The organism is Metabacillus sp. KJ11-3 (assembly GCF_055808295.1).
Window position 1 is genome coordinate 257530 of record NZ_JBVVRS010000002.1, and the last position, 24273, is coordinate 281802.

Annotated in this window: 18 protein-coding genes; 5 read left to right on the forward strand and 13 right to left on the reverse strand. The window is 31.2% G+C overall.

Going from position 1 to position 24273, the window contains the following annotated elements; all coding sequences use genetic code 11:
• Positions 1-6: 6 nt before the first annotated feature.
• Positions 7-426: a universal stress protein gene (locus tag AC0L8O_RS26765; protein WP_101568132.1), complete on the forward strand. Its 420-nt coding sequence runs from the start codon at positions 7-9 to the stop codon at positions 424-426.
• Positions 427-503: 77 nt separating this feature from the next.
• Here AC0L8O_RS26765 and AC0L8O_RS26770 read toward each other — a convergent pair whose 3' ends face one another.
• From AC0L8O_RS26770 to AC0L8O_RS26785, 4 genes are all read right to left on the reverse strand, one after another.
• The gene (locus tag AC0L8O_RS26770) at positions 504-1202 is read right to left on the reverse strand and encodes a hypothetical protein (protein WP_473449757.1); all 699 of its coding nucleotides are present in this window, start codon (positions 1200-1202) and stop codon (positions 504-506) included.
• Between the two features lie 620 nt (positions 1203-1822).
• Positions 1823-3685, reverse strand: a complete 1863-nt coding sequence (locus AC0L8O_RS26775; RefSeq protein ID WP_101568134.1) for an LTA synthase family protein — start codon at positions 3683-3685, stop codon at positions 1823-1825.
• Positions 3686-4052: 367 nt separating this feature from the next.
• Positions 4053-5342, reverse strand: a complete 1290-nt coding sequence (locus AC0L8O_RS26780) for an MFS transporter (RefSeq protein WP_235991920.1) — start codon at positions 5340-5342, stop codon at positions 4053-4055.
• 155 nt (positions 5343-5497) lie between these two features.
• Positions 5498-6976, reverse strand: coding sequence for a SulP family inorganic anion transporter (locus AC0L8O_RS26785; RefSeq protein ID WP_101567476.1), 1479 nt, complete (start codon positions 6974-6976; stop codon positions 5498-5500).
• A gap of 187 nt (positions 6977-7163) precedes the next feature.
• On the opposite strand from AC0L8O_RS26785, the gene AC0L8O_RS26790 reads away from it, so the two are divergent.
• Positions 7164-7706, forward strand: coding sequence for a recombinase family protein (locus tag AC0L8O_RS26790; RefSeq protein WP_101567475.1), 543 nt, complete (start codon positions 7164-7166; stop codon positions 7704-7706).
• A 196-nt stretch (positions 7707-7902) separates the two neighbouring features.
• On the opposite strand, the gene AC0L8O_RS26795 is transcribed toward AC0L8O_RS26790, so the two are convergent.
• From AC0L8O_RS26795 to AC0L8O_RS26805, 3 genes are read right to left on the reverse strand one after another with little or no spacing between them, the layout of a single operon-like run.
• Positions 7903-8880 carry a TniB family NTP-binding protein gene (locus AC0L8O_RS26795; protein WP_235991919.1) on the reverse strand — a complete coding sequence of 326 codons (978 nt, stop codon included), beginning with the start codon at positions 8878-8880 and terminating at the stop codon, positions 7903-7905.
• Entirely contained in the window at positions 8873-10960 is a 2088-nt protein-coding gene (locus AC0L8O_RS26800; RefSeq protein WP_101567474.1) for a Mu transposase C-terminal domain-containing protein, read from the reverse strand. The genes AC0L8O_RS26795 and AC0L8O_RS26800 overlap by 8 nt, the downstream gene beginning before the upstream one ends.
• Complete coding sequence (locus AC0L8O_RS26805; protein WP_175640789.1) at positions 10960-11601, reverse strand: TnsA endonuclease N-terminal domain-containing protein; 642 nt, start codon at positions 11599-11601, stop codon at positions 10960-10962. Before AC0L8O_RS26805 ends, AC0L8O_RS26800 begins: the two co-directional genes overlap by 1 nt.
• A gap of 67 nt (positions 11602-11668) precedes the next feature.
• On the opposite strand from AC0L8O_RS26805, the gene AC0L8O_RS26810 reads away from it, so the two are divergent.
• Positions 11669-13486 carry a TniQ family protein gene (locus AC0L8O_RS26810; protein ID WP_101567472.1) on the forward strand — a complete coding sequence of 606 codons (1818 nt, stop codon included), beginning with the start codon at positions 11669-11671 and terminating at the stop codon, positions 13484-13486.
• A gap of 94 nt (positions 13487-13580) precedes the next feature.
• On the opposite strand, the gene AC0L8O_RS26815 is transcribed toward AC0L8O_RS26810, so the two are convergent.
• Positions 13581-15455, reverse strand: a complete 1875-nt coding sequence (locus AC0L8O_RS26815) for a TniQ family protein (protein WP_473449761.1) — start codon at positions 15453-15455, stop codon at positions 13581-13583.
• A 462-nt stretch (positions 15456-15917) separates the two neighbouring features.
• Positions 15918-16253, reverse strand: coding sequence for a hypothetical protein (locus AC0L8O_RS26820; RefSeq protein ID WP_473449763.1), 336 nt, complete (start codon positions 16251-16253; stop codon positions 15918-15920).
• Positions 16254-16363: 110 nt separating this feature from the next.
• Here AC0L8O_RS26820 and AC0L8O_RS26825 point away from each other — a divergent pair, with 110 nt between their 5' ends.
• Positions 16364-19342, forward strand: a complete 2979-nt coding sequence (locus AC0L8O_RS26825) for a DEAD/DEAH box helicase (protein ID WP_473449766.1) — start codon at positions 16364-16366, stop codon at positions 19340-19342.
• 49 nt (positions 19343-19391) lie between these two features.
• Here AC0L8O_RS26825 and AC0L8O_RS26830 read toward each other — a convergent pair whose 3' ends face one another.
• The 3 genes from AC0L8O_RS26830 to AC0L8O_RS26840 all read right to left on the reverse strand — a co-directional run bounded on the left by AC0L8O_RS26830 (position 19392) and on the right by AC0L8O_RS26840 (position 20830).
• A complete protein-coding gene (locus tag AC0L8O_RS26830; protein ID WP_473449769.1) occupies positions 19392-20039 on the reverse strand; it encodes a hypothetical protein in 648 nt (215 codons plus the stop codon).
• Complete coding sequence (locus AC0L8O_RS26835) at positions 20018-20389, reverse strand: phosphoadenosine phosphosulfate reductase domain-containing protein (protein ID WP_473449773.1); 372 nt, start codon at positions 20387-20389, stop codon at positions 20018-20020. The genes AC0L8O_RS26830 and AC0L8O_RS26835 overlap by 22 nt, the downstream gene beginning before the upstream one ends.
• Before the next feature lie 240 nt (positions 20390-20629).
• Entirely contained in the window at positions 20630-20830 is a 201-nt protein-coding gene (locus tag AC0L8O_RS26840; RefSeq protein WP_473449774.1) for a helix-turn-helix domain-containing protein, read from the reverse strand.
• A gap of 623 nt (positions 20831-21453) precedes the next feature.
• Here AC0L8O_RS26840 and AC0L8O_RS26845 point away from each other — a divergent pair.
• Positions 21454-22641 carry a replication initiation protein gene (locus AC0L8O_RS26845; RefSeq protein ID WP_473449781.1) on the forward strand — a complete coding sequence of 396 codons (1188 nt, stop codon included), beginning with the start codon at positions 21454-21456 and terminating at the stop codon, positions 22639-22641.
• 427 nt (positions 22642-23068) lie between these two features.
• Here the strand turns inward: AC0L8O_RS26845 and AC0L8O_RS26850 are convergent, their stop codons facing one another.
• Positions 23069-24232 (reverse strand): hypothetical protein, encoded by a 1164-nt coding sequence (locus tag AC0L8O_RS26850; RefSeq protein WP_473449776.1) that lies wholly within the window; start codon positions 24230-24232, stop codon positions 23069-23071.
• Positions 24233-24273: the final 41 nt, after the last annotated feature.

Sequence of the window (24273 nt, forward strand, 5' to 3'; positions counted from 1 at the left end):
GAAAAGATGTACAAGAAGATCTTATTAGCAACAGACGGCTCTGAGCACTCTAAGCGCGCTGCTGAAAACGCTATTCATATTGCTACATGTAGTAAAGGTTCAACCATAGATGTTGTTTATGTTATTGATGCGGATAGAGCTAAATCTGATGTCCTAAGCAACTGGAATTCTATTGATATCAATGATAAGCGTAAAGAACGAATGAAGGAAGTTGAAAAACAAGCAATGGAAGCCGGAGTCTCCTATGAAATAAAGATCTTACATGGCGAACCAGGTCCATGCATTGTCAATTATGTAAGCGATAACAATATTGACATTGTAGTAATTGGCAGTCGAGGTTTAAACGGAATCCAGGAATTTGTGTTGGGCAGTGTTAGTCATAAAGTAGCAAAGAGAGCGAATTGTCCTGTACTTATTGTAAAATAGAAAGGTGTGGAAGATTAATCCTCCACATTTTTCTTTTCTTTATTATTATAATAATTCCTTTTAAATCCAACTGGATATTATTCTTCATACCCTATTTCTTTTCTCAGTTGTTCAATTTGAACTTTTAGTTGTTCAGCTTGCATTTTTAATTGTTCTTCCTGCCTTTGAGCCTTCAATTCGAATTCTTGCTGTTGAATAACTTGATTGTATTCTGCTTTTTCACGTTGAAATTGAAATTCTTCTGCTTTTGCTAATTCCGCTTTTTCTTTTTCTTCTTTTCGCATTTTTAACTGTTCTTCCTGCATCCTTAACAGTTCTTCTTGCCTTTGAGCCTTTAATTCCATTTCTTGCTGTTCAATACCTCTATTATGCTCTTCTTTTTCACGTTGAAACTGAATTTTTTCTGCTTTTAGCTCTTCCTTTTTTTCTTTTTCTTCTTGAGCCCTTTGAGCTATTATCTCTTGGTTTTCCTCACGTTTTTTTTGTGCTTCTTCGTAACTGTAACCATTTTGTTGTTGTTTATCGTTTTTCTTAATAACGTATGATCCGTCAGACATTTCAATTAAAGTAAAATAATTACTTTGATGGGTTTGAAAAGCTTCCTTTTGGTTTTCAGCGATTAAATAAGTACCGTTCACTTTAAAATACACATCATCGCCTTCTACGTGAGCAGTCGTTACATGAGATAATATACTATTTCCAGTTGGTGTAATATCTTGATTACACGCTGTTAATAATAATATGGAAAAAATCGACAATACGAATAACTTTTTCAAAATATACCTCCCATAGCAAATTAACTCCTTTAAATGCTTTAGTACTATCAAATACAAATCCAACAGATTAGCTTTAGTCAAAAACAGATCCAATCAATAAAAAGAAATTCTATTATTATATAGATATAAGCAAATAAGGATATCCTAATATTCAAAATTCATCTCTGCATTCCTAACATTTAGTATTCAGATCCTAACAGCGTAAACATCACATTAAATAATAATCTTTGGTCTCACCTCTCATTCAGTAAGATATACTTCTGTCATGTTTTATATCGGTATACATAAGTAAACTTTTAGAAAAAAATGATATATTTAATCAAAAAGTAAGACATACATTTGATAGAAATATTTTTTTCCCCTAAATTAACTACGTGTATGTTGAATCCATAATCTGAATGTATTCAGGTCCTTAACTGTCTTAACGTTTCTATATTTATTTAAATTATTATGGTGTAACAGTAAAATAAACTTTTTTTAATTTTTTTCTATTCACAAAAAAAGAACCCTATTAAAAGACCTTTCTAAGATGTCTATAGGGTTCTTTCTTTTTTGTATTTTTATTATGTTGTTTATATTAGTTTAACCTTAGATTTTTTAATCCATATAATAATTTAAAGTTATTCTTCATTATAAAACCTCAATAAGTCTCCATAGATAATCTTATCCGAAAAACTTAACTCATTGTGAGCCTTTTCTGCATAAAGATCACATGTTTCCTCACCGTCAACAATATCACCTGTTTCTCGGTCATAACAGACATCAGATACAGAGATATAATCTTCGGTTATAAAGCTTCCATTTCGCAATACTGCAAAAGGATTTCTCTCAGGTGAGAATAAATCATTTCCAAAGTGAATCATGTCACTTGTATCAATACCCAACAAATGTAATAAAGTAGGTTTCACATCAATTTGTCCTGAAATATCTGAGATTAATTTAGGATTCTGATCTGTTATACCTGGCATATGAATTAAGAATGGTACTCGTTGCAATTGTACAGAATCATACGGTGTAATTTCGTCTTTTTCTAAAAACTTAGCCATCGCTTTATTGTGGTTTTCAGAGATGCCATAATGGTCCCCCATTAACACAATAATCGAATTCTCATAAAGACCAGACTCTTTTAATTTCTCAATAAATCTCTTTAATGCTTCATCTTGATAACGTACTGTTGGAAAAAATCTGTTTAGAGTTCCACTATTTGAATCAAATTCATCTATGAATCTATCTTCTTCCCCTAACTCAAAAGGAAAATGATTTGTTAACGTGATAAAGTAGCTGTAAAACGGTTGTGGTAGTTCTTTCATTAGATCAACTGATTGTTCAAAATACTCTTTATCCTTTAAACCCCAACCAACTGAATTTTTAGCTGTTACTTCATAGCTATCTATATCATAAAAATGGTCAACACCAAATGAATTATACATAATATCCCGATTCCAAAAGCTTGCATTATTCGCATGAAAAGTAGCTGAGTAATAGTTATGCTCCTTTAGGATTTCAGGAGTAGCATTATACTCATTGTTACTATTTGTGAAAAATACTGCACCTCTTCCAAGTGGATACAGTGAATTTGCTGTCAGAAATTCTGAATCAGACGTCTTCCCCTGTTCCGTTTGATGATAGAAATTGTCAAAGTAATAGCTTTCTTGAATAAAGTCATTTAAAAACGGTGTAATTTCCTCACCATTCAATGTTTCATTCACCACAAAGCTCTGGGTCGATTCCATCGAAACAAAAATCACATTACGCCCTTCTGCAATTCCAAACAGTTCTTCATTTGGTGCTTTTTTATTTGCTTTAATATAGTTTTGAATATTTGTTAGCTCGTCACTATCCGCAAGTGCCCTTTGGGCAGTTGTTCTTGACTGTAAAATAGCATCATAAATGTGAAAATTAAATATACCTATATTTTTCACCAGCATCTCTCTATCAAAGGAACGAGTTAAAAGTTGAGGACGCTGTACTTCAGCTAGTCCCAAATTAAACATAAATACCGCACAAACTAGTAAGAAATAAGCAACTCTTTCTTTTATAGTCACTGCATTAATCACTTTGTTTTTATATTTTCTAGCTAACCAAATCAAAAAGATGATATCTACAAACAATAGAAAGTAACTTGGCTTTACCAACTCTTCAATACTACTTCCCAAATCTCCCATATTACTAGATTGAAAGAGTACAGGAATCGTTAAAAAATCATTAAAAAAGTTGTAAAACATCATGTTGGCAATCAACATAATCGTACCTATTGTACTCACGACAATAATATAAATATTTCTTGCTCTCTGTTTCATAAAAAGACCTAATCCAAAAATAAGTAAAAAGAAACTTAGTGGATTTAGAAATAATATAAAAGCCTGCATAGGATTTTCTATTTTGATATCAAAGCTTGTTTGATAAACAACATACGTTTTCACCCACATAATCATTGCGGCAATAAATAAGAAAGAATATTTATTTACTAATTTCTTGAACATAGTTTCCTCCTCTAGTAGCAATAATGCATAAATAAAAGATACCCTCCTTAAAGAAATATTTCAAGGTTCTATGAACCTGAAATTCAACAACAATCTACTTAGAACCCCACAAAAGCACGAAGGATATAAAATAAGACTTTTTAGTGAATGTTTATAAAAATATTGAATATATAGAAAAAACCACCAAATTGTATTTTGGTGGTTTTTCAATGAGTTGATTAGCATCTACAATTGGACAGATTAAATATATCAAAGTATATCTTTATAATCAAGCATAATCATTTATAAATTATTAATAATTAGTTTACTTTACTATAATTAAATATAATTTAATATAACTAATCCACTTAAATCCTAACAAATAATGTTACGCACTAGTAAGATTTTTTTCATTATGCTCTTTAGAAGGTTTTGTTGCTTTCCAAGCCAGCAAACAACCAACTAAAGGAAAGATCATAGTTGCATAAAGAATTTCATTGTAGCCATTAAAAAGATCAAATGCGATTCCGAACGGTAATGGGCCAAATGCAGAACCTATGACAGTGATTGACATAGCAAGCCCTTTGATACTTCCAATATGTTCTCTACCAAAAAAATTAGGCCAAATAACATTCAAAGCAATTCTTTCAATTCCGGCAAAAAAGCCCCACAACACCCCGAACAATAGAGCTAGAAAAAAAGAATCTGCTGTTATTGCAAGGATTAAAACAAGAATTTCTCCAATGAACGTAAGAAATAACATATAATTTGCTTCGATTCTTTCTAAAATGAAACCTGAAAGAAAAGTTATTGGAAATCCAACTAAAGCCATTGCACTAAGAACAGTAGCTGCAAGCTGTGGAGAAAGGTCATTTTCACCAAATATTGAAACCAAATGAAAAGTCAATCCTGTGTTCACCATAGAAGGAATTCCTACACAGCATAATAAAAACCAAAATGTTCTCGTTTTCTTTGCTTCAGCTAACGTCCAACTACTTTCATAAACGACTTTATTTTTATCAGATCCACCCTCTGGTTCCTTCAAGGCTACCTTATTATCAGGTGTTAACCCTACATCCTCTGGTTTATTTTTCACAAAGACAACAACAATAGGTAAAAAGATAATGAGTAAAAGAACTCCCCAGAATCTCCATGTTATTTCCCAGCCCCACAGGTCAATGGCCCATAGATTAATAATTGGAAACAGTGCCGAGCTTAAGAATCCTCCTATTGCCATAAAGCTAAATGCCCTACCGCGTTTTTCGATAAACCATTGAGGAATTAGGGTATTAGGTAAGAGTGTCATTGATCCCTGACCAAACAATCGAATCATAAAAAAGCCTATTGCTAACATCACAATATTTGTAACAAAGCTATTCCAAAAGCAAGCTAACGCAAGTAAAATTGTGACAAAAATCATAAAAAATCTTTGACCATATTTGTCAATATACTTACCTACTACCATCATTAACAATCCTGCTGCTAAGGTTGCGATCGAGTAAATTGTAGAAACCAAAGACCGACTCCAACCAAAGTCATTTATATAGTAATCAATAAATATAGCATTGGAATATGTTTGACCTGGTCCGGAAAAAAATACTCCTAACGCTCCTACTGCAACTATCATCCATCCATAAAAAAATGGTGTCTTTATTCCGTTTCCTTTCCTTCCATTCAATTAAAATGTCCCCCATCAATTTAAATTTATCCCACTACAAGAAAACGCTTTTAAATCGAATAATCTTTACCGATGCTAATTTATACTTTCTTAACGTATAAAATAAGAACATCAAATCATCCAAGATTTGATGTTCCTCTCATAACAAAATATAATTAATGATTCGCTACTTTATTAAGACCGCCTGGTTTATTATGAACAGCAATTTTTTCTAATAGCTTATCGCTTTCAGTATTTAAACCAATCAAGTTAACTCTCACACCATTTTGATGGTATTTTATAACGATTTTATCAATGGCTCCTACTGCCGAATCATCCCATAAATGAGCATTTGTTAAATCTAAATCAACCTCTTTTACATCCTCTTTATAATCAAAGCTTTCTACAAAATCGGTAACGGAGGCAAAAAACAGCTGACCAGACACCCGGTAGATCTTTTTCCCAGATTGACCTGAAGACAAAGTCGTAATCTTCACTTTAGATATCTTAGCCGCAAAGAAAATAGCACTCAGGATAATTCCAACAAGCACTCCTTTGGATAAATCATGCGTCATAATAACAGTGATAACTGTTACAATCATAACTAATGTATCAGTTAAAGGTACCTTATGCAGTGTTTTTAATGATGACCAATCAAATGTTCCGATTGATACCATTATCATGACCCCTACAAGAGCAGCCATTGGAATTTGCACAAGGAAATCATTTAATAACAGGATCAGAACCATTAGGAAGACACCTGCGACCAACGCTGATAATCTACCTCTACCACCTGACTTGACGTTAATAACCGATTGGCCAATCATGGCGCAACCTGCCATACCACCAAAGAAACCTGAGACGATGTTAGCAATCCCTTGACCACGTGCTTCTTTGTTCTTATCACTACCGGTATCTGTCATATCATCGACAATTTGAGCAGTTAGTAAAGACTCTACTAAACCAACAATCGCAATAGATAAAGAGTAAGGGAAAATGATTTGTAACGTTTCAAAGTTTAAAGGAATATCAGGTAATAAGAAGATTGGTAATGCCTGGGTTAACTCACCCATATCCCCTACAGTCCTCACACCGCTTCCCGTCATAACTGCGATAAGAGTAATCACAATGATAGCAACTAATGGAGACGGAATAACCTTTGTGAAGCGCGGTAATAAGTAAATAATAGCAAGTGCTCCTGCTACCATTGCAAACATCTGCCATGATTCCCCTACAAAATGAGGTAATTGTGACGTAAAGATAAGAATAGCTAGTGCATTTACAAAACCTGTCATCACTGAACGAGGCACAAATTTCATTAGCCTTCCCAATTTTAAAACACCCATGATAATTTGAAGAATTCCGGTTAAAATAGTTGCTGCTAATAAGTATTGAAGTCCATAATCAGCAACCAAGGTTACCATCAAGAGGGCAGTTGCCCCTGTTGCAGCGGAAATCATTCCGGGACGCCCTCCAACGAATGCTATCGTTACAGCAATACAAAACGATGCATATAAACCAACCATAGGATCTACACCCGCTATAATTGAAAAAGCAATTGCTTCAGGAATTAAAGCAAGTGCCACAACAATACCGGCTAATACATCACCTCTGATATTTCCAAACCACGAATATTTAATTGTATTTGAATCCAAAAAAGATCCTCTCCCTTTTTCGTTTTTATTAATTTAATGACTTTCAACTCTCATGAAAGTCAGGCGATAATCAATAAGGAGAGTTTACCATTTCCGTTCCCAAAAGTGAACCCTTTTGGGAATAAAATAAAAAATGAAATATGTGGTATTATAGAAAGGTTATATTAATTATTAAGGAGAAGCTATAATGTTAGTTGGTTATGTGAGACCTTATCAAGAGGACTTAGATTGTTCAGTACAAATAGCAAAACTTAAAGAAATAAACTGTAACAAGATATATAAAGAAGAACATAATTCCCCAAAACGAAGAACTCAACTTGAAACAATGATAAATAACCTAAAAAAAGGTGATACCGTTTTAGTAACTAAGTTATTCTTATTAGCTGATACAACAAGACATTTGGCAGATCTACTGGATACATTTACTGAAAAAGAAAGCTACCTACATTCCCTTTTTGAAGGAATAAATACAAATAACTCATCCCTATATCATTTTACTGACATCATGCAGCATATCGTCCAATTTCAAAGCGACATTATCAGTGAAAATACAAAAAAAGGATTATATGAAGCCAAGCAAAAAGGAATACCGACAGGAAGACCAAGAAAACCTGATGAAAATGTAAAAAGGGCAATTGCTATGTATCAAAGTAAAAGATATACTCTTGCAGAAATTAAAGATGCAACAGGAATTAGTAAATCAACTTTATATCGATATTTAGAATCTTAGACTAATTAAAAAGCCTTATAAATTTCAAATTGATGTTACACCAACCTGCACCATGTTATATGTAATACCAAAAGTTGAATAAAACTTGTTTGGGTAATATAGCAACTTTTAAAGATTTGTATTCCTGTAAGTATGTAATATATTACAAAAGGGTACTTAGAAGGTTTAATCATAACTTTCCAAGTACCTTTATATATTATGCTAAGTTCTTTCTATCCTCTACATCAAAAGCTTCAATTATATTAAATCTTTCATCACCAAATGGATTAATAATGTATGGACGGTTTGATATATTTATCCTTTTAAACGCTTCATATAGATGATTTTCATCAATAAAGTCATTCCCATTTTTAGCTGCCAATGTTGTTGCTTCTACAAGAAGTTTATTAACATAGTGTGGAATACCCCTACTTACATAATATATTTTATCTGCTAGATTTTTATTTGCTAAATCAGATTTATGAATAAATGGCAACTGTTCATCAATACTCTTTAAAAAAATTCTAAAATCTATTTGATCTTCTTTTCTCATGTAATCAAAACCAACCATTTTAACTTTCTCAGTAAACCTTCTATCTAATTGATCATTGTGAGCAAAGATTTTTTCTGATTCTGGCATACCACAAAGAATTATTGGTACTCCCGCATCATCACAGAACGACTTTACCCAATCTGATGCTTTATTTAATACATGTTTCGTATCTCTATCAATCAAATGCTGGAATTCATCTATGATTATCAGCTCAACTTGGCACATTTTTATAAAATGAAGTAGCCTTGCCGTTTGGCTATTTTCTGTTCCTTTGTCATATGCTGGATCACCTAATGACCTTAACAAACTGGCAGCTACAGATTTTGGCGTTGCCCCAACAGGAACCTTATTATAAAGAACCGGTACTATTGTATAACCTTCATCATTAATAAATCTTTTATATTGTTCTTTATATTCTTCTAATAGAGTTGTTTTACCTACGCCCGTTCTACCAGAAAGAAACAAAGAGTCAGCTTTAACAGATCCTTTTGAAAAGAAGTGCATTTCTTGAATCTTCTCATATATCTCTCTATACCTTGGGTGTTCTACTATAATCGATTTTACATGTTCCCTTCTATTCCTTACTTCTTCTAAACTTGCCGGAAATCCATTTAGCCTCTTAAAAGATATATATTTAGGCACATGAATCACTATCCTCTTTATTATTTTTTAGAGTTATACCCCAACTTGGAAGTTCATCAATTTCCGTGTCTTCATATTCCATAAAATCATTTTGTTTGTAATTATCTTCCTCTTCTTTAGACTTTTTAAGTTTCAGCTTACTTTTTCTTATTTCCTTTTGCTTAGACTCATTAATTTCCTCTTCTAAGATAACAATATCTTCATTGCCCACTTGTATTTCTACCTCGGTATTAGTTGGTAATACTTCATCAATAAGAAAGGAAGAATCAATAGTTTCATCAGGCTCTTGTCCTTTTTTCCACTTTTTCACTATCTTCTTATCTCTATTTTGAATTAATCTAATTTTTCGTTTTGCTAAGGCCCTGGTCTTTGGATCAAAGGAATTCTTTATTTCTAGTCTCCTTTTTGAATCTATTTCAAGTGCAATATATGGAACAGGTAAGCCCATATTTATTTTCTTTCTTTGTAAACTAGTTGCTTTTGCAATAATATAATTATTGTTAATAGGATCATGCACAAATACTTTTCTCATATCACTAAGGTCATATCTAACCCTAACTTTTTCGTCTTCCCTATTTAGTTTTCTAAACTTATTCTTTAAATCAATCAATTCTTTGCAATAGTAATATTCATTTTCTATTACTACGCCTTGGTGTTGTATTTTCCTTAGTTCAGAGCCTGCTACAAGCATTATCTTAAGTTCATCAATACTTCTTGGAATCTGTAATGTTAAATGAGGCTCGTTTTCAATACCTCTATGCCATATGTTATGAGGGGAATCCCCTCTTCTTGTTTCATAGGAATGTGAAATCATATCCACCATAGCAATATGCATCATATAGATTAATCCTTGCATTGTAATACATGCTTTTTCCGATGAATTATATCTACCCTTTTCAATAAAGTTAGAAAATGTAGTACCTCTCAAACCGTGAACAAAATGTGTATTTAGATTTCTAAATGCTCTTTCAATGGTTCCTTTTTGATATCCTGCATCAATTTTGCAGAATTGAACTTCTTTTACACCAACTTGATAACAAGCTTCCTCAAATTCATAAGAATCGTTTACACTTGCATTATCAACAACAATTGTATGGGGAATTCCCAAAGCTGCCCATTGCTTATCAACAAGTGGATACATTTTCTTTATATATGTTTTTGGCCTAATTATATGAATCAAACACTGTTTTAAAGCTTTACTATCAACAGGCTTGAACGTAATAAAAAATCCTAAAGGCATTCCACTAAATTTATCAACTCCATAAATCAATGTTGGCCTTTTTGGCTTTAAATCAGAGGGGTCTATTAACATAACATCTACAGGAGTCCAATCAATCTCTACCCTTTGCAAAGGCTTATTCGCAAATACTTCTTGCTGAGATCCATCTTTCATTAATTTAGCTAGAACTGCCCCATATTTTTCTTTATCTTTTTTATAAATATCAATAATTTGTTCTTTTCTCCTCCTAATTGTTGATCGAGAAGAGTAAGATATCTTTTCCTTTTTGTCTAGATTAATATTAACTTCATCTATTCGTACAATAAATTCCGAATATATATCCTCTATTGTGTGCTTCCCATCACTGTATAAAAAATATTCTATTGTTTCATCCAGTATCTTAAGTTTTAATTTATTACTTCGGCTACCTTTAGGTCCTCTCTTTAAAGGTACAAGTGATCTTATATCTTCTGTTCTTTCCCATCGTTTTTTCCATTCATAAAATGCAGACTTCTTAACTGTGCCATCTAGCGTTTTAATATACTCATCAATTTCACTAGGTAAAATTTCACCTTTAATTATAGGCTTTAATATGTTATACCTTTCTATTGCTTGTCTTTTTAGATTGTCATCGAGATCATCTAAATTATGTGTTTTAAGTAGTTTATTCTCTTCTTCACTTATTCTAAATAACAATTGACCTTCATGCCATAATTGGAGTAATTCTTCCTTTCTTCTTAATTCAATTATTTTATAGTGTATATTTTCTATTTCATAGTCCAATTCAAGTTCTCGGCGAACAAGATATTCATTATCTTTTATCATAAATCTTGATCCAGATTTAAAATAGTATCCGGCCATTAGCAATCACATCCTAGAATAATTGAATGTTCGTTTAGTAGCACAGAAATTAGATCAGTTTTTATTTGATGTGTATAGATTAAATAATAGAGATTACAATCAAATTCTCTTTTACTAATGTGACTCAAATTACCTCTTAAATTAGCTTTTGTAGTTCTTCCTTCAAGATCATCTAGTTTATTAACTATTTCTGTCATAACTCTCTTACTTGTAGTTTCATATCTAACTTCAGTTAACAAATCAATGTTTTCAATTAAAAATCCTTTACGAATATCCTTTTCAGTTATTACTATATAGTCCATTCCTTTATTCCTACTGTACATTTTTCCTACTTGAAACTTTATCTTATTTATCTCTTCCTTTGTCTGCTCAAACGCCTTCACTTCATAGATATATCTCTTTGAATTACTTTTTTGCACCAAGAAGTCAGGGTAATATTTCTTTTGTTTTCCCTTATATAAATAATCTATCCTGAGAGGTTGGAACTCAAAATATACAACCGTTGGATCGAAATCTAATAATTTTATAAAATCCCTTTCTAAAGTACTTTCCCAAGGAATCATCCTATACATTTTAGTACTATTATGCTTTCCTCTTATACTGAGCTTACTGCTAGCTTTTATTTTCCTAGATCCATTCATAAAGTAAACCTCCATACATAAAAAGTTTATTCAAGGGAAAATTAGGAAAAAACAAGGTGATTATAATATGCTAAAATATCCGAAACCTTATTCAAATGAAACATTATTAAGTTTTATCTATAGAGTTGCAGAAGAAAATAAAATGGAGAGTTCTAGTTGGATTTTACATTGCTTCAAAAAATCCCTATCTGTAGAAGTTATAGAAAATTTAGTGAATTGGTTATGTGGAAGTGACTTAGATGAAATAGCAAATTACCTGAAGATACCATTAAAGCAGGCTCAATCTCTTACTGTCATTAATGATCTTAAGAAGTTAAATCTTGAGGTGAACAATATAACAAAAAATCAGTGGTTTTTATACTCAAAAACGAGATATTGTCCCCTATGTTTAAAAGATGGAGCATATCAAAGGAAAGATTGGATTAATAGCCATTCTATTATTTGTTTAAGACATAATTCCTTTTTATTAGATACTTGCACAACGTGTCAAAAGCAGATAAATGTTACCAATATTATACAAGATAATTGTTCAAGTTGTAACAAAAAACTATCATTTTCTCATATATATGAAAATGATATGACAATATTATTTTTATATCAACAAACAATAAATCAAATTTTTAATGAAGATAAATTCACATATGAGCATAGTTGGATAAATACCCCTATTCAATTTTTAAAATCCTTGGACTTTTTCGCATTATGGATTTCAAAGCTTGTTGATTCCTCTAATATCTCTATACCTAATAAAAAGATATATTTTGATGGGAATGTCATAGAAAGACATACTTTGAAAAATTTCAAAACTATTGAACAAACGATTTGTTTATTCAATTTTTCGTTTAAGATTCTGAGCAATTGGCCAGTAAACTTCTATGCATTTTTAGAGTCTATTGAATCCACCAGCAACTTACCTTATAAAAGTTTTTTGAAATATGGTGTTCCAAAATTAATTAACACAGATCTATGGCATATATCAAAAGCCGTTACTTCATATATTACTTCTAATAAGTTAAATCTTTGTGAAAATGAATATATAAGATCTGATGAAATTAAGTACTTTAATACAAAGTTTCAAGGAAACATATTACACTCTAACCTGCTAGAGAGTCATAAAATAAATTATTATGGAATTAGTTATACATTTGTTAGAAGAAAAGATGTAAATAACATTTTCAAAAAATTTGGGTTGAGTTATTCAAAAGAAGAATTGAGAGTTCATTGGGGAACAAGTTCTAGGGCAACTACCTCAATTTTAAAAAGTGGTCTATTAAAAAATGTTATTTCATATCAATCCGGTTCTGCAAATACATGGTTAATACCAACTTCATCGGTGGTTGCACTAGAACAAAGAATTTATGAAAAATGTACATCTATTATAAAGGAAGAAGCTATTTCGTTATCAAAAGCATTTGAATGGGTAGGACCTGATAACGCTAATCTGATTATAAAAGGAATATTAACAGGTAAAATAAAAGTACAGTTTACAGACAAATTTTCAGAAACTATAATTGCTAAACGTGATTGTTATTACTTTTCAAGAGAAGATTTAATAGCTAAGAGTAAAAAATTGGGATACTTTATATGGAGAGATTTAGTCTTTATCTTAGGGGTGAAAAAATCAGACCTTGACTATTGGTTTGATACCGGTCGTTTTGGTAAGTCGATTTCTATTCATCAGTTAACTGAATCCAGTGTAATTAAATTTCTAAATGATTATATAACTACGTACGAATTATCAATGTATTTAGAAATACCTGTTAAAAAATTATTAAAAAGGCATCAATCTGGTTATTTCAACTCATATTCTGGGCCAAGCTATAATGATGGAAAGAGATTATTATTTAAGAGAGATGATTTTATAAAGATTTCAAATTCGATATAAATACCACATTTTTGTTTAAAATATTAGAACCATACACTATAGCAAGCCCTTTATTAAATAACAATTTTCACTTAAACAGAACAGAAAACATACACTATGAATTTATTTCTGGTAAAATTAGCTTTCTATTTATTTCATCACGGTAAAAAAGATATCCACCACTGTTCGCAGTCGATGCTACAACGATTTCGATATCCATTCTTTTGATTCTGTTTATCAATTGGGTACTATTTTGGTTAAGAACCTTTGCAATTTCAGGAAGGGTTATATATTTCCCTCTAAAAATCTCCAATTCTTCCCTATCAATTAATACCTTCTTACTGTTTATTTTATTAAATTTAATAATACCTTCTTTTATCCAATGATCCATGACCTTGTTATTTGTTTTTAAAATCAGCATAGCTTCCTTAATAGAATAAGTATCTTTTGGAGTTAAGATTAGATCTTCTTCAATTATTTTCTCTAAATCTTTCTTATAGAACAAATAGCATTGTAATCCAATACCTTTGCCCTTTCCAATTGGTCGAAGTTTTCCTGAAAGTATTTTTTCTACCAGTTCATTAGAACTTTTTTGCATACATCCCCATGAATGAATGCAACCATTAAAATTAATTATTTTATTTTTCTGATTTGTCATCTCAACATCGCTATTTTTCAAAACGTGATCGAATTTTTGCAATAAGTCCAAAACTGATTTTTTATCAAAGAGGATTTGCATTGTTGTTTTAGTCTTCTTTTTTTCAAAACCACTTATTACTCCCATATCGTATAACTTGAGTACCAAAAATCTATTTACTCCTAAGATAGATACTACTTCTGGTAAAGCAATATGAGACTCTCTAATTTTTTTATAGTCCTGTAAACTATCATAATCGACATTTAAAAACTCTTGTTTACCTACAATTTCTCTTATTCCTTTTATTAATCCGTCATCTATCAACTTTGCTATAGTATCATGATTAACCTTGAGTATCTTACTTGCATTATTTCCAGAGACATATTTGGTCTCCCCCTCAGCAGCTTCAAAGTTATTATATCTATTAAAGTAGCCTTTATTAAAATTACTTTTTATATAGTTTTCGAATTCATTTTTTATAAAATCAAAACACGGATCATTAAATTGAGAATAGAGCTTCATATAAAATTTTCCGAAGTATGTAGTAATTCCTGTTTTTCTATCTTTCCTCTTTACCGATTTTCCGTAATTATCTAAGAATTCATAAAAAGAAGTTGGCCAAGATGTGAATATTCTAATTGAATCAACAATTACTTCAATGAATCCATTTGAATGAATAAATGAACTTGAGACTTTAGCTTGCTCACCGTATCTTTCAAAATATAATTGATTGACAATGAAGAGTAATATATATGTAAATTCTTCAGCTGTTAAATTAATTAAACAACCTTTGGTATGTTTTTCTTTAGTGAAAATACCTTCTAAAAAACTTCCCATTCTTGAATATTCTATTGGTATATGTAAATGAGGCAGTTCATGTATTGGAAATCCACATAGACATGTATTCATATTTTTTAAATTACTTGAAATAAACTTTTTGCATTTTGGACACATATCAATCAAAAGCAAGTTGTGTTTACTACAGAAGATATTAAAACTTATATCCCAGAACTTATTATGATAACCATTCTCTTTAAAACATTTAGGACAGTATTTTGAATGTCGATTAATTCCTTGCCTTATTAAAACTGGAAGCCAATCATTATTTTTTGAAAATATGTGAAAGTAAGTTAAAGCATATAATTTTAAGTAATCTTTATTAAGGAGTTCGGATAACTTTAGAATATCATTTTCTATTCCCACTCTTGTCTTTAGATTTAAGCTAATTTTCTTTAACGAATATATCCAATTAGCATTTTCATATCGATTTTCTAAAGCAACTCTTTGAATAAAACCATTAATGCTTTCATTATCATAGGGATCAGGAACACATAATAGATGATCTACTTGCATACAAAAACCCTCCTTAAAAAATAAGAGACCATAATAAGGTCTCTCATAGAAAATTAACGAAGTTTTATTCCGCACAATTATGAAAACTCATTCCGGAGAATTTTGAACAAATTCCGGTTAATTATGAAAATTTACATGAAAGCATCTTATAAATACTAGTAGATGTATAAAGTTCTAGTGTAAATTTAAACAGGTAGCTTGTAACATAGTTTCACCCCTAAAAAAGAGGTTGGGACAAAACCAACCTCTTTAATAAAGTCCTGTCTCTTAGTTGATGAATAAATTGTTTCTTTTGTTTTTCATCAGATCTTCAGGCTCAATTCCTTTTTCCTGACCAGAATTTATATATAATGCTCCTTTCATCTTCTAGTACTAACAGACCTGTACAAAGTAGACTTAAATGAATGTACTTACTATCTCCCTTTCTCCTTCGAGAATAAAGGGCTTTATAAATGGTTACTTTTAACCACTTATAATAGTAATGGTTCCTTCTTCTTTCCAATCATTTTTAATTGTATTTTCAATATACTCTATTAAATCTTCTGTTGATATATGATCATTTGTGAATTCAAAAAATTTACCGCATAAGCCACACGTACTAATATGGTCATGGTGTTCATCTTTACCTCCAAATGACTGAACAATTAATTTCTCTAGTTGTTCAAGTTCTTCCTCGAATAACGTTGAATCAAGTGAACTTCCGAGTACCTTTTCCATCCCATCTAATAAATTCTTTCTTTCGAGCGATAAATTGTAATAAAGATTGATTATCTCTATTTGAAAATTTTTATTCATCATTTCTTTCCTCCTTAAACGAGTAAAATAGCTCGCTTCTTCTAATATTATTGTAAATTATTGTTATAATAGCAACAACTAAGTCATCTTATGTGCGTATAGGAGTGAAATAGATGGACCAGCAAGAAAGAATTTTAAAAGCATGGTGGCACAGCGAAACATTAACACCTGGAGAATTACCAAGTACTAATTCTTTGCTAAATAATGTATTTACAAGCGAAAAGGTTAAAAAAGTTCAAAGATTTAATGGTCATACGATATTACCTAGAGAATGGCAAAATATTAAATTTAAAAAGAAGGATATGGAGCGCAAAACAGGATTTTATGGTAATTGCTATTCGGAATACGACTTAATGAAATTCCAAAGAGATATTCATAAAATAGAAGATGAAATTCATAATAGATCGCACAAAACATGCTTTGGTTTTTATCTTGAGTTCGATGAAAAGAACAAATATATTGAGGATTCTTTATTTATACCTCACGTAAATCTTTATGTGAAGTTAGCAATTGAAGGTAAGTTAAAATATGATGATAGTTTTTTTGAAATCTATGAAAATGCAAGAAAATATTTAGATGAGCAAGCCCATAGTATAAACGGGGGTGAATTTACATCAGAGTGGCTATCACAATTTATATATGAATTTGATCACCACTTTGCAACACCACCAAGCAAAACAAAAGGATATTTCCTTGAATTATTAGTTGCTACAGAGAACACAGAACCTAACGGTAAATTTAATAGTTTCTTTGCAGAAGATATTTTAAAAGCAAAGAATGATATAAATACTACCCTTAGCCAATACTTATCAAAACCATCAAAAGTTGTAAATATAAATGAGAATAGAAAATTTATTGAACAATGTTTAAACCCTTTAAATACTCCAATGGGAAGGTGGCCATCTCCCATTGAACATCGCTTATCATTAATGCAACAAGTGGCAGTAAATAGTTTTTTCACCTCTAGCCATTCAATTAGTTCTGTAAATGGACCACCAGGTACTGGAAAAACAACACTATTGAAAGACATATTTGCTGAAATCACCGTAAGAAAAGCTTTAGCAATAGAAGCCTTTCGTCGTAATCCTGATAAAGCATTAATTAATACAGGTTATGATGTTGAAATTAATAATCCATATAATACAAGTGAAACTGTTAAAAGATATGTATATGATCTTGACCCATCAATATCCCAACATGCTGCAGTAGTTGCTTCTAGTAACAATACTGCTGTTGAAAATATATCTAGAGATTTACCTAAATCTACTGAGATTGATGAAAGATTTAAAGAACATACTAAGCCCTTAAGTTATGCTAGAGGAATAAGCACTAAAAAGATAACCGGTGGTTCCGAATCCTGGGGTATTTTTTCTATCCCTCTTGGCAAAGGAGAAAATATAAAAAATGCAGCGTCACTATTAGCTAGTGAAAACTTTAGCATATACAAAAACCTAATTAATGATAAAAGATCAAAAGATAAAAAGAAAGAAGAATGGGAAAAAGCATGTAATGAATTCAAAAGTCTATATAAAGAAATTAAAAAAATGCAAAAAAACCTTTCTAGAATAGCTAAAAGCCCTAAAAGAAATTTAGATGATAGTGAAAAATTTATCCATTCAAATGATTGGATTTGGGAAAAAGATCAATATGAAGAACGCCAACAAACTGTTTTTTATCAGACTAATACATTTAATGAAATGAGGTCTCTCCTGTTCTTGAAGGCACTCACTGTTTTACGCTATTTTCTACTAATGAATGTAGGGAAAATAGGTGCCGCTTTATCATTACTTGAAAACAGAAAAGAAGTAGACTTAAATAACCAAAATGGAATTCTTGCAACTAAAGCAATGTGGAATACTATTCACTGTTTTTTTCCAGTAGTAAGTACAACTTTCGCAAGTTTTTCATCTATGTACAAAGGTATGCCAAAAGACTTCATTCCCTACTTATTCATCGATGAAGCTGGTCAAGCAACACCATTACAAGCTGTGGGTGCCTTATGGCGTTCTAAAAAGGTATTAGTTGTAGGGGATCCCTTACAAATTGAACCTGTTCAAACCTTACATTCTTCTGTATTAGAAGATATTAGGAAAATATATCAGGTAGATAAAGAATATTTTAATTCCAATTGTTCCGTCCAATCAGTCTCAGATAATGCTAATCCATATGGTACATATGTGAATGGGGACAAATGGATAGGGATTCCATTGTGGGTTCATAGACGTTGTGTGAATCCTATGTTTTCTATTTCAAATACACTAGCATATGACGGTAATATGGTACTTGCAAAAAAGGAAGTTGGCGAAGGAGAATGGTTAAACGTTAGCGGACCAGTTACAGTAGGGCAATATGTTCCTGAGCAGAAAAATGTTCTCATCACCCATATAAAAGGCTATATGGCTAAGATACTAAGAATTCAGCTTCTAAGCACTATCAAAACACTTGTTACTCATGAAAGTATTACACAATTGTTTGAAATGTTTTTAAAGCAAAGTGATTTTAAAAATGATTGGTCATTAGATAAAAAACGATCGTTTATTCTGTTGAAATATTACTATCAATTAAAAAATAAGAAGACTGTTCATGAATTATTAAATGAAATAGAACAATTTGAAAACGGAAAGCTAGAAGCACCTTCTATTTATATCATTACACCCTTTTCAATTGTCAAAAATGAATTAAAAAAAGATATTAAAAAAGAATTGTTCGAAAAAATGTATATATGGTTGGATACCTCAATTGTTTCATTGAATGGTATTGATGAGGACACGTTTAAACTTGAGAATACTAATAAAGAAGAAGCGAAAAAATTTAAAGAGTGGTATGAAGCTTGGGTTAAAGAAAATATAGGAACTGTCCATACTTTTCAAGGAAAAGAGGCTACTATCGTCTACTTTGTAACTGGCACAGACGCAACAAAACTACCTGCAGCTCAATGGGCATGTAAAGACCCTAATTTATTAAACGTTGCCGCAACACGTGCTAAAGAGAAGTTTTTCATTATTGGTGACCAATCTTTATTAGTACAATTTAAAAACTATGAAAAAATTATAGATATAATAAATCAATATAAATCTAAAAAAGTGGTATAAGACTGCATAAAGCAGTCTTATATTTTTATCCAATAATCTTCCCTTAAGTTCAACTCACATTTTCTGTTCTCCCATAGTCAATGGCACAGCCACAGCCGCCAATGTCCCAGATATCAATCTGAATAGGCTTTTCTTTAATATCCGCTAGAGACAAAGTTTTCATAAAGGTAAATGGCTTTTTAATATCCTTACCATGTCTATCTACACCAAAATTCCAGTTTTTTGTGTATTTATGTGTTTCAATAATATGTTTAATCTTGGGCGATTTTTTCCCTGTGCTAACAAATTCATATACGTCTTTAAACATATAGTCTTTTTGTTTCCCACTCTTGATCGAGCTTTGTTTAGTGTACCTTATATAATCACTGATGACTATTTCTTGCTCCATTAATTCTATAAAAGATTTTTCATCTTTCATATATAAATTTTTGAAGTGCGACATCCCAGCTTTAACACATTTACCAGCACAATTATTGTGTTTAAAGTTTTTCAAATACATGGTTGGTTGACGGATATTATGCTTAGCCAACACATCATCTGGGTTAATATCATGATGAATGAGCGGCATATATACCTCAAAGGGTTTCCAGTTATTAACTATTGCTACTTCTCTATGTAGCTCTTCTACACCAATGCCCCAATATAGAATAGCATTTTCTATAAACTCTTCATTTATTAAATACTGCTGTTGTACCATTGCTCTATTTCAGGAACAAGTCCCTTCTTTAGATAATCAGAGGCAACTTTCATTTTTAATTCCTTAGAGCACGTACCAACCCTTGAGTTGGCCATGAAGCGCTGATGCACCATAAGTTGAGCTGGAGTTATTCCTCTACTGTGTTTAAGTAGTGGTAATTGCAATTTGTCGCTCCCCTCATGAATAAACCGATATAGATCAGGGTCTTCCCAAAGAGTGTCAGTAAAGTATAATACTATGTTGTCATTTGGATAGTTTTGCTTTACAAAATCGGCAACTGCAAAACTTGCCTTGCCTCCACTAAATTTAATAATGTGATTTCTTACCTTTCCATTTTTCACGTTACTCATAAAAATCTCTCCTTAAAAAAGTTTTTAATAGAATGCAAAAAAGCACTCTTCTCAAGCGATTGATAGCTGCAATTGCAGAATTTTTATCAATCACTTGAGAAAAGTGCTTTAAGTAAAGTAAAAACTCTCCCTGCGTAGGGTGAGGATTGTAATTTAAAAATATATTTTTATTATAACAGATATAGTATGTTCACTTCTATGAATAACAAATATATATTTTTAGTTGAAATACTCTTTCTTCTATTCTTCACCCAGTAAAATCCAGTCCGTAGTTACACCATATTCCTTACTTATAGAAATAACAGTATCAATTGAAGGTTTTGAATTCCCTTTTTCGCTATCACATATAGAGCTTTGCTTAATACCAGTGCTTTTTGCAAATTCAGCCTGTGTCATCTGTTGCTTTACTCTAATACTCTTTACTCTTTGGCTTAAACTCATTTAAAATCATCCTCCATAGCTTGATTACAGAATGTTTGATACTGATTTAGTGTTATCCCAAAAATGTTAGGTATAACTTTGATATTAATCTACACATTGTTATTCATCCTAAAAGTGTTAGGTTTAATCATAATCATAAATAGAAAGGTAGTTATTATAGCTTATAATGATTTAATTACTTAGTCATTTTAATAACTTAAAATAAAATATATGAAAATACAAACAAACAGGAATAGTTTTTAGTGTTTTAACATATAATATTTATTTAAGTTTTAAGAGTTTAAATGTTTTAGGGAGGAAAAAACCCTTATATAACACAGGTTTGAAGCTCGTTAACCTAACGTAGTTGGGATGAAATATAACACTTTTGGGACAATCACTAACATCTTTAGGATGGATTATAACATTTTTGGGAAGGTCTAAATAACATATTTGGGATAAACCCTAACGATTTTGGGATGTACCTAACAAAATTGGGATAAAAGATAATTATATTTAAACCTAACAGATTTTAATAATCTGTTAGGTTTTGCTTTTTATATCTAGCAAATAATGAGATAATGATGGAGATATCTGTAGGTAGGTGATACATATTGTCGAAGGTGAACAAAAGTGATTTGATTGTGCAATCAAACGACTTAATCGAAGCATATTATGATACAGATTTAACAACCAATGAGCATAAGATCATTCGGTATGTAGCAAGTAAAATAAAAATGAATGATAGTAGTTTTCCAGATTATTCATTTGAAGTACGTGAATTTGCTAATGCAGCTGGCGTTAAAGGTAACAACTATCATGCTCAAATAGAAAAAATAGCAGATGAAATAACTAAAAAGCGAATTAAGATAAAATCAAAAATAGGTGAGAAAGAAAAGGTCGGTTGGTTCCCATGGTTTTCTGCGATCGTTTATGAAAAAGGAGTGGTTGAAATTTCGTTTAACCCACTCATTAAAAACTTATTATTAAACCTGGAAAATAGTTTTACCAAGTACTCTTTCGAGGTTATATCGCCGTTAAGAAGTGGCTACTCTATAAGACTATTCGAGTTATTGAAGCAATATGAGAAAATTGGCCATAGAACTATTGAACTTGATGAGTTACGAAAAATGTTGGGCATTAACGATAAGTATCCAGAGTTTGCGAACTTTAAACAAAGAGTTTTAAAACAAGCACAAAAAGAGTTAAAGAATAAAACAAAACTTTCTTTTGAATTTGAGGAAATTAAAAAATCCAGGAAAACAATTGCAATAAAATTCATCATTAATAGTAATTATGAGGCAGAGCAATTATCATTATTCGATAAGGTCCCAATTGAGATCGAGAAGTTACCAGAAGAGATATTAGAGCTTAAGGATAATGAGCAAATTCAAAGATTAAAGGCATTGTTTTCCTCTCATTCCATTTTCATTAGTGAAGACATTTTATTCTCTTGGATAAATGAATACGGCGAAGAAAATATAGTATATGCAGCAGAAGAAATTAAAGGTCGAAAAAATATTCAACATCCGATTCCTTACATAGAGACAATCCTGAAATCGCAAAAGGGAAATACAACTGAATCAGCAGCAGAAACAAATAGTAAACCATCTATAGTGAAAGTAACAGAAAAGATTGTGGCTAAATATGCGAACAGTGGGGAACCCTTGCCAGAGTGGTTTATTAAAGATGATGCTATAGAAATTTATGAAACGGAATTAAAAATTGATAAAGAAGAAGCCCAACAAATTTGGGATGAACAAAAACTCTTTATACAGAATAATATAAAAGAGCTCAAAAATATGAGAAGAAAAGTAAAAGTTAGATATTAATAAAGATAGAGCCCAAAATTGTTAGGGATAAACATAATGCTTTTGGGCTATTTTTTTCCGGATCTATCCCAAAAATGTTAGGTTAAAACCATTTATTTTGTGTTCGGTAAAAATTACTTATGTGTTGTTCAATCATCGTCCTAAAAGTGTTAGGTTTATGCTGTTTTCGAGGAAAACATAACGTTTTTGGGATGATCTCTACCATTGGAAGTGGCAGCATGATCCAAATTAGAATTATAGTACGGAAAATAAAACTCTATCCCAAAATTGTTAGGTTTAAGAATAAAGAAAACCTAACAATTTTGGGATAATAAAGTAGTTTCAATGCCTTTAAATTCGCTCCCTTACTCTATCCTCCCCTCCTCTATAACAATCTTATAAATAAAGAGGTGTGAGAGAAATTATTCTCCTACACCTCTTAGTAACTTCATAAATCAAACTCAAACAATGAAGAATGAGTAAGATCCCTTTCTTCTAAACTCACAAGAAACTTTAAATTTTGCTTTATAATCTCCTTCACATCCATCGATACTGGAGCTGTTATACGTTCTCCAGTAGGAAGGTATAATTTCTTCTGATCTTCATTCTTTCGACTATTTAAAAATGCAGTCGAATCGCTCGAAAACCATTTATATTCTCTCAACAGTTCATTTGCACCACCTAAGTAATGGAAGTTAATATTCGGAAATCGACTAAATACTTCATTTAATCTAGTTCTTACGATATCCATTCCATGTTTCATAAAAGGAATTAAACCACCAATTGCTATGACTTCATGTTCTTCATTAACAAGCTTTTCTAATTCCTCTAATGTATCAGATACCTGCCATACAGGAATGATATTCGCATTACCTGTTAAAGACTTGAGTTTTTGATAATTTTCACGTGTTCTTTTGGGATTTCCAATAACATCAAGTGGAAAAAAGCCCAAAATACGTTCGTTATCTTTATTCTTATTAATAAATTCTGCATATCCATGAAGAATCATATCCTCGTTTTCTTTCTCAGAAAATAAGCTCTCCTGCTTAATACCCTTTTGTTTTTTGCGATTATAGATAGTGTGAGCACCAGAATCTATATAAGAGTATAGGTTATATAAATCAAGCTGCTTTAAACAGGAAGGTCCCGATTCTAAGATCTGAATGTAATTGAATAACACAAAATGCCCCTTTACATCTTTGTCTTTAAGTATTTCTATTACACTCTTATCCCTTTCCAATCCAGATGAAAAAAATCTCAATCCTAATAAAGACAAACGATACAATCCATTCTTTAATAGCTGTAGCTTAGAGATACTTTCAAAAATACGACTAACCATGCCAAATAAAGCGGAACTATATTTATTGAATTTCTCCATATCCTGCCTTATTGCTGTTCTCTTGAACATAATAAATGAGATACTTCTTCTAAGCTGTCCGCGGGCTATTGAAAATGTACCGCCCTTTTGTGTACGAATAACAACAGTATTTTTTCCATATTCCATTACGTGATTAACATGGCCCTTAACAGTTTTATAATACCCTCTTTTCTTCATTTCACGTTGAAACTTTCTTTCTATCTTTCTCGCATCTATATTATATTTTACGATCATCAATAATCACTCCCTTAGTAAATAAAAAGAAGGAATAGTTA

What these genes read in the sequence shown, in the direction of transcription:
- AC0L8O_RS26805 (WP_175640789.1), bottom strand. Translation starts at nt 11,601, where the DNA reads ATGAATGGATCTAGGAAAATAAAAGCTAGCAGTAAGCTCAGTATAAGA.
- AC0L8O_RS26800 (WP_101567474.1), bottom strand. Translation starts at nt 10,960, where the DNA reads ATGGCCGGATACTATTTTAAATCTGGATCAAGATTTATGATAAAAGAT.
- AC0L8O_RS26765 (WP_101568132.1), top strand. Translation starts at nt 7, where the DNA reads ATGTACAAGAAGATCTTATTAGCAACAGACGGCTCTGAGCACTCTAAG.
- AC0L8O_RS26835 (WP_473449773.1), bottom strand. Translation starts at nt 20,389, where the DNA reads ATGAGTAACGTGAAAAATGGAAAGGTAAGAAATCACATTATTAAATTT.
- AC0L8O_RS26850 (WP_473449776.1), bottom strand. Translation starts at nt 24,232, where the DNA reads ATGATCGTAAAATATAATATAGATGCGAGAAAGATAGAAAGAAAGTTT.
- AC0L8O_RS26815 (WP_473449761.1), bottom strand. Translation starts at nt 15,455, where the DNA reads ATGCAAGTAGATCATCTATTATGTGTTCCTGATCCCTATGATAATGAA.
- AC0L8O_RS26840 (WP_473449774.1), bottom strand. Translation starts at nt 20,830, where the DNA reads ATGAGTTTAAGCCAAAGAGTAAAGAGTATTAGAGTAAAGCAACAGATG.
- AC0L8O_RS26810 (WP_101567472.1), top strand. Translation starts at nt 11,669, where the DNA reads ATGCTAAAATATCCGAAACCTTATTCAAATGAAACATTATTAAGTTTT.
- AC0L8O_RS26820 (WP_473449763.1), bottom strand. Translation starts at nt 16,253, where the DNA reads ATGATGAATAAAAATTTTCAAATAGAGATAATCAATCTTTATTACAAT.
- AC0L8O_RS26790 (WP_101567475.1), top strand. Translation starts at nt 7,164, where the DNA reads ATGTTAGTTGGTTATGTGAGACCTTATCAAGAGGACTTAGATTGTTCA.
- AC0L8O_RS26825 (WP_473449766.1), top strand. Translation starts at nt 16,364, where the DNA reads ATGGACCAGCAAGAAAGAATTTTAAAAGCATGGTGGCACAGCGAAACA.
- AC0L8O_RS26775 (WP_101568134.1), bottom strand. Translation starts at nt 3,685, where the DNA reads ATGTTCAAGAAATTAGTAAATAAATATTCTTTCTTATTTATTGCCGCA.
- AC0L8O_RS26830 (WP_473449769.1), bottom strand. Translation starts at nt 20,039, where the DNA reads ATGGTACAACAGCAGTATTTAATAAATGAAGAGTTTATAGAAAATGCT.